This window comes from Sphingorhabdus sp. (assembly GCF_044357595.1).
Lineage (GTDB): Bacteria > Pseudomonadota > Alphaproteobacteria > Sphingomonadales > Sphingomonadaceae > Sphingorhabdus_B.
Window position 1 is genome coordinate 1 of record NZ_JBIKPH010000126.1, and the last position, 7,099, is coordinate 7,099.

General features: G+C 55.4%; 6 protein-coding genes and 1 tRNA gene. 4 read left to right on the forward strand and 3 right to left on the reverse strand.

Going from position 1 to position 7,099, the window contains the following annotated elements; translation table 11 throughout:
- The coding region (locus tag ACIQ2T_RS10950) for a methionine biosynthesis protein MetW (protein WP_397590839.1) at positions 1 to 459 on the forward strand (459 nt) is incomplete at its 5' end.
- A 243-nt stretch (positions 460 to 702) separates the two neighbouring features.
- Positions 703 to 789: transfer RNA gene (locus ACIQ2T_RS10955), tRNA-Leu, on the forward strand.
- A gap of 235 nt (positions 790 to 1,024) precedes the next feature.
- Here the strand turns inward: ACIQ2T_RS10955 and ACIQ2T_RS10960 are convergent.
- The 3 genes from ACIQ2T_RS10960 to ACIQ2T_RS10970 form a co-directional block, all read right to left on the reverse strand.
- The gene (locus ACIQ2T_RS10960) at positions 1,025 to 2,668 is read right to left on the reverse strand and encodes an alpha/beta hydrolase family protein (protein WP_397590840.1); all 1,644 of its coding nucleotides are present in this window, start codon (positions 2,666 to 2,668) and stop codon (positions 1,025 to 1,027) included.
- A 275-nt stretch (positions 2,669 to 2,943) separates the two neighbouring features.
- Positions 2,944 to 4,200, reverse strand: coding sequence for an MFS transporter (locus tag ACIQ2T_RS10965; RefSeq protein ID WP_397590843.1), 1,257 nt, complete (start codon positions 4,198 to 4,200; stop codon positions 2,944 to 2,946).
- Positions 4,201 to 4,380: 180 nt separating this feature from the next.
- The gene (locus ACIQ2T_RS10970) at positions 4,381 to 5,469 is read right to left on the reverse strand and encodes a helix-turn-helix transcriptional regulator (RefSeq protein ID WP_397590841.1); all 1,089 of its coding nucleotides are present in this window, start codon (positions 5,467 to 5,469) and stop codon (positions 4,381 to 4,383) included.
- A gap of 83 nt (positions 5,470 to 5,552) precedes the next feature.
- On the opposite strand from ACIQ2T_RS10970, the gene cysD reads away from it, so the two are divergent.
- A complete protein-coding gene (cysD, locus tag ACIQ2T_RS10975) occupies positions 5,553 to 6,476 on the forward strand; it encodes a sulfate adenylyltransferase subunit CysD (RefSeq protein WP_397590844.1) in 924 nt (307 codons plus the stop codon).
- Positions 6,476 to 7,099 (forward strand): GTP-binding protein (locus tag ACIQ2T_RS10980; RefSeq protein ID WP_397590842.1); only part of this gene is annotated, 624 nt, incomplete at its 3' end. The genes cysD and ACIQ2T_RS10980, both read left to right, overlap by 1 nt.

The window sequence follows — 7,099 nt, forward strand, 5'->3', positions numbered from 1 at the left end:
ATGGAGTTGAATGCACGCGATGTCGCCACTGCCGTCGCGCGCGGGGTATCGGTGGTTCAGGGCGACGCCGATATCGATTTGGCCTATTACCCTGATGGCAGCTTTGACTACGCCATTCTCAGCCAGACACTGCAGACAACCAAAAGGCCGGATCTGGTGCTTGACCACCTCGTGCGCATCGGGCGGCAGGCCTTTGTATCCTTCCCCAATTTCGGGCAATGGCGCATCCGTTTTGCCCATATGTTTGGCGGACGGATGCCTGTTACAGAACAGCTTCCCGACCGTTGGTATGACACGCCCAACATCCACCATGTGACCATCGACGACTTCCGTAGCTTATTGGACGAACGGAATATCAAGATTGAAGGCCAATGGTTTCTGTCAGGTGACAAGCCGCGTAATGAGCGCCTTGCCAATCTGCTCGCGCAACATGCGGTGTTCCTGCTGCGCCGGGATTAGGGAATTCTGACAGCCATCTGTTTGGCCAATATCAAGTTCCTCCAATGACCTATATTTCATTGATTTTTTTAAAATTGGTGTGGCTTTTGTTATGCCCCTTTCGTTCGCGCCCACAGGCGGGGGCTCGAGTAGTTCAATGCAGTGCCGAATTGCGACAACCTATTGGTCAACACTCAACGATAATGCTTGTTGCGCGGACCAACGGGCTTTGCTACGGGCCGCATCCTACCTGTCTAGGCGCGTGCGGCCATGGCGGAATTGGTAGACGCGCAACGTTGAGGTCGTTGTGGGCGAAAGCCCGTGGAAGTTCGAGTCTTCTTGGCCGCACCAGGCCGCCGTTTTTGGCAGTTCCCTGTTATTCCCAGACATTTTGCTAAACCCTAGGTTTTCTGATGTTTATCGTGCCTATCGAACTTCAGGCATACCTTTTGTTCGCACTTAGCCCGTCTCTTTTGGGGGCATATTTGGGGGCATATCGCTAAAACGAACTTTGGGGGTTTATGCCACTAACAGTTTTGCAGATTGCCGCCATGCGCCCGCTTGACAAGTCTTACCGCAAGGCAGATCAGATTTGCGTAGCGGTCCCCGCAACGGCGTATAGGGTCACCAAAATTCCGGCTATTAGTCCGCCAAGACGATGGCTGCCGGTGCGTTGCCACGTAAAAATCGCGATGATGGCCACTGCAATGAGTACGGGCACGAACTGTATCGCGATGACCGTGCTGAGAGGATCAAATGCAGTGACGAGCGAACCGGTCATAAACAACACGCCGTAGATTGCCGCCAGCATTACAATGAAGCCCGTCGTAAGTGTCAATATTGCGGCGATATACCGCAGCCCGGCCGTGTCACCGCGCACTGTCGCGCTGGTCAGTGATCTGGTAGTCACCAGAAAGGCAAGCGTCAGCGGCACAACGTAGATCGCAGCAATCCCCCATTGGCTGAAGCTGGGAAGCTTAACCGCGACCACCCAAAACCGAAAATCTGTTTGGAACAACTGATCAACGAGCAAAAGCGCGGCGTATCCCGCTGCCACTGTCGCTACCGCTAACAAAATTGATTTGAGCCAGTCTGATTGATGCGTGCCAGCGGGGCGACCCATGAAACGGCCTATCAACAGGCTCAAGCCAGCGCTGGTTACAGCCCAGAGTGTAATTTGCGTTGTCACCGCCTGCGGTAGCCATTGCGATGCGGGAAGAAGAAGATAAGCCGCAATGAACGTTGGGAAGAATAACAACGCAGGCAGCCCAGTGTTTAACGCGAAGCCCTTCCACCAAGCGCCATCACGATCTACCGCCGCTGGGATTGGTGCGGCATGCAGCGAAGCAAAAATCGGCAATCGGATAAGCGCATCAAAGGTTCCGAGCAGGATCATGACGAACCCGATAAGCCCAATGCCCGTGCCAACTTCCTTCCAATACCAAATCTGATCGCTTGCGGGTCTTTGCGTACCGCCGACCAGCGTAGCACCAAACCATTCGATCGCGTTTCCAATGGCGGTCGTTGAGATATGATCGCCGGGATGGGTCGTATTGGGCTGATATAGCTTTCGCGCGGTCCCATCCTTGATAGAACCATATAGACGATTTTCTACAACTGGAGCTTGCGTACCAAACACGGATTGAAGCTTGCTGCTCGACGCGACATCTTTCGCACGGGCAACGCCCCACATCAAATTCGAGAACTCATCAAAGCGGCTAAAAACGATGCCGACATTGCGCGGCCAAGTGGGTGAGCCTTCCTGCGCAAAAGGAGCGCCTGTCGAGGATCCTTCTAGCACCATCGACGTGTAAGCTGTCGGCACGGCGTCGGCCGCAGCCAGCACCGTCCAGCCGCCCATGCTATGTCCTTCCAGGCCGATCTGACTTGTATCGACCATCGGTAAAGATCGCAAATATCTAAGACCATCTGGTCCACCAAAACCATTTGAGAAGGCGGCGCCTTGGCTATAGCCGTGCCCTGTCTGATCCAGTGACAAAACGACGTAGCCTCTACGGGCAAATTCGATAGCAAAACCGTCCTGCGTCTCGCGCGAATTTATATAGCCGTGGACCGCAAGAATGCCGGGCGCCGGGGTCGCAGCGGTGGCGTTTTTCGGGATATACAGCAAGGCGCTCATGATCGTGCCATTTGTGCCGGCAAACCGAATGTCGCGAACAGTTGTACCGTCCGCCGTCCGAATGCTTTGAGCGATTAATGCACCTGCCAAAACGATGGCCAACCCAACCAAAATCAGCCACCCGCGGCGTTTTGTGACTATGGCGTGACCCAACTGTTGATCTGTGACCTGCAACCGCAACACCCCCGTTTAGCGTTCCGTCCACAATCGTAAACCAGTGGCGGTGACGTTGCAACTATTCGTCAGACGTGACGCGGATAACAAAATTCCGATGTTTGTGCGTTCCGCCCTTAAGGTAATCGGCCGTCCCTGTTTCAACATTTGCGACTGCAGTGATATGGAAGTTTGCCGCGCGCGAAATTAGCCTAAGCTCTGGCTCTGGCTCTCGCGGGCGCGGTCTCAGGCATGCGCCAAAACACTATGATCACGCATAAGGCAACACATGCTATCATTGCGCCAGGTGCAGCGGCCCATCCACTTTTGGTCACCAACAAATGTGCCACCAACGGTGTGAGGCCGCCGAATATGGCCGTTGCAGTTGTCGCGCCCAATGCCAGGCCGCTGAGCCTCCCCTCGCCGGGAAATTGCTCGGCAGTTGTGACGGCGCCGACTGCGCTTACTGCGCCGCCGAGTGCAGCCAAAACAATTGCACCCGTCCAAGTCGCAGCCCCACCACCAACCATCACTGCAAACATGCCCGTCGGAAGTAATATGCCACCAAGTGCCAACGCAATGAGTATGGGGCGACGACCAAAACGGTCGGACGCAAGCCCTATTATTGGGGTCACGAGGATTACCGTCAGCGCTGCCAGAACAGAGATCGACAGCGCGCGTGTCTCCGGCATGGTGCCAGTGGCATCAAGGAACGCCGGCACATAGGTAATACCGACATAATATGTGATTGAACCCAGCGCCGAGATTGCAAAGCCGCGTGCAATAGCGCTGCGGTGTCGCGTCAAGGTCTGTCGGATGGGTTTTTCCGGCACCGTGCCGGCATCACGCTGCCTAAGGAATTCGGGTGTTTCTAGCAGGGTTGCGCGGGTTATCAGGACCAAACCAGCAAGCACGGCGCCGAACAGAAAGGGCAGGCGCCAGCCCCATGATACAAGCGCATCTTCGGGCATAGCCCAAATGGTCAGCGCCGCCGCACCGGCCGCCAGCAGCGCGCCTATCTCGCTTGCCGCCGATGCGCAGCTGGTGATCAATCCGCGACGACTGTCTTTCGCCCCTTCCAACAGATAAGCGACGACGCCGGTATATTCGCCGCCAACCGAGAATGACATCAAACAGCGCAGTGCGATTAGTAGCAAGCCAGCAAGCGGGCCGATCTGATCATAAGTTGGCAACATAGCGGTTGCGAGCATCGCTATGGTCATCAAAGCCATCGAACGCAGCATCGTTAACCGCCGGCCCAGCCGATCACCAAAATGCCCAAAAACCAGCGCTCCGACAGGCCGCATCAGGTAAGCGATGGCAAAGCCCCCGAGCGTTTCCGTCATAGACTGTGGACCAGTTCCGAAGAACACGCGTGCCAACACCGTCGAAAAATATAGATATAGTGTGAAATCATACCATTCAACAACGGTCGAAAGGCCGGCGATAAGCATCGATCGACGCGACATCGGGACGCGCAAAGCAGGGGAGGCAACGGGCGCGTTTTGGTAAATGATTTCAGCCACGAGACAAGTTGGCGAATTTTGCAGCTGGTGACAAGGCTCCTTGGCCAGTGACCAGAGCCTTTTACAAACACTAGAGACTACTTACCGGCAGCGTAATGTGTCTGTAGGGACGGCGTTTAATTCCTAGCTAATCGCAAGCACGCTCGTCAGGATGATCCGGACCAGTTCGGCGTGCCCGCGCGCACCAGTCTTCGCGTAGATTTTTTTCGAATAATTGCGTGCGGTCTCTACCGTCAAACCCAGCGCATCCGCAGCCTCGGATATACTTGTTGCCTGCGCCAGCATCCATGCCAACCGCGCTTCGCTAGGCAGCAACCCAAACAGGTCGACCAATTGTTCGCAGCGATTAGCCTGTGAGCGGCGGTCGCCGCTGATATAGACAATCGCAGCGGGGGTTTGGCTGCCAGCAAAAGCGGGAGCCTGCACAGGCGTTACCAGCATTTCGACCCAAGGATCTTTGCTCAGGTTAAACGCCTTCGGCCGCGCATCGCGATTGACAGCGAAATCCTTCAGCAAAGCGGTCAGCTTCCGGTCAATATTCGGTGATGCAGGCACCAGCCGGTCGTACCGCCCGCGCCGGAGCAATGTACCCCATTGAAATAGCTGTTCGACATTGTCCGTCGCATCCATGATCCGGCAACCGGCATCAAGCGACAGCCATCCCATTTTGAGCCGGTCGAAGGCCTGCCCCGTCACCGATGATCTGAACCGTTCGCGTTCCAATGTGGCAAAACTGCGCAGCGCGATGCGCAAATGCGGCGCAAGCGCGGTCAGCAGCGCACCGGTCGCAGATCCAATCTCGCGTCCGCCCGAACAGCCAAGCCACAGGTCAATCCCGCCCGGCTCAGTGACGCGGATCGATCGCATTTTAGTCAACCTCTGCGGAAGCATCGCCTTTTCATAGTATGCCTGCTGCCGCGCGTCGGTTGGGTCGATCAACTCTTCGAGCGAATAGGCTCGGTCGGGCCGCATTGTGCGGTAGGGAAAGGGATCGCGCATCTCTCCATCGGCAAAAAGTTTGCGGACCTCCGTCGACGGCGGGTCGCCCGCATACAGCTCAACCACCGCCTCCTCCTCAATCGGCCTGAAGATCAGGGTGGTAAAGCGCGCACCAGTTTTTGCGCGCAACCTGTTCAGGAAACCGCTCCAAAGAGGCGTTTCAAACATGCCCTCGTGCAAGGCTTGCAACAGTCCATCATCGTCAACGCGCATAATGCGCTCTATATCCTCCCAAATGGGAGGTTCAAGCAAATAGAGCATATGTCAGTTGTTTCGGGGTAACGACCGAAAGGAACCTGCCCGCTATGACGCGCACACTGACCCATCTGGAACGGCTTGAGGCCGAAGCGATCCACATCATGCGTGAAGTCGTGTCCGAATTGGAAAAGCCTGTTATGCTGTATAGCGTCGGTAAGGACAGCGCGGTGATGCTGCATCTCGCGCGCAAGGCGTTTTATCCCTCACCGCCGCCCTTCCCGCTGCTGCATGTAGATACTACGTGGAAGTTTCAGGAAATGTATAAATTGCGCGACCGCATGGCACAGGAAAGTGGCATGGAACTGCTGGTCTATCGCAATCAAGAGGCGATGGACCGCGGTATCAACCCGTTCGACCACGGACCGCTGCACACCGACATGTGGAAGACCGAAGGGCTGAAGCAGGCGCTCGACAAATATTGCTTCGACGTCGCATTTGGCGGCGCCCGGCGCGACGAAGAAAAATCGCGTGCAAAAGAACGTATCTTCTCTTTCCGCACTGCAACGCACGGTTGGGACCCAAAGAACCAGCGGCCCGAATTGTGGAACCTTTACAATACGCGCAAAGCCAAGAGCGAGAGCATCCGTGTCTTTCCGATCTCGAACTGGACTGAACTCGACATCTGGCAATATATTCATCTAAACGATATCCCCATCGTCCCGCTGTATTTCAGCGCCAAGCGACCCACTTATGTGCACGATGGGCAATTGTTCATGGCGGACGACATTGAACGGCTTGAAAAGGTTATGGGCAAGCGCCCTGAGATTACTGAGCGCTCGATCCGTTTCCGCACCTTGGGCTGTTTCCCGTTGACGGGCGCCGTCGAAAGTGACGCCAAAACCTTGCCCGAAGTCATTCAGGAAATGCTGCTTACCACCACCAGCGAACGACAGGGCCGCGTTATCGATAAGGATGGCGGTGACGCCAGTATGGAGAAGAAAAAACAGGAGGGCTATTTCTGATGTCGGACACGGACACCATCTATAAGACTGACGCCCTCATCGCACAGGATATCGACGCCTATCTCGATACGCATCAGCATAAAAGCCTGCTGCGCTTCATCACGTGCGGCTCGGTCGATGACGGTAAATCGACGTTGATCGGGCGGCTGCTTTACGACAGCAAAATGATCTTTGAGGACCAGCTCGAAGCTTTACAGGCAGACAGCAAACGCGTCGGCACGCAAGGTCAGGAAATCGACTTCGCACTTCTGGTTGATGGCCTTGCCGCAGAGCGCGAACAGGGCATCACCATTGATGTCGCCTACCGCTTTTTTGCTACCGAGAAACGCAAGTTCATCGTCGCCGATTGCCCGGGGCATGAGCAATATACGCGTAACATGTTTACCGGTGCCTCAACCGCGGATCTTGCGATCATGATGATCGACGCGCGCAAAGGTGTATTGGTACAAACGCGGCGGCACAGCTATTTGTGCAACCTCATCGGTATCAAAAACATCGTTCTCGCCGTAAACAAGATGGATCTGGTCGATTACAGCCAGCAGGTTTTTGATGAGATTGTTGCCGATTACACTGCCTTTGCGCATGAAATCGGCATCAAAAGCTTCACCGCCATGCCTATTTCG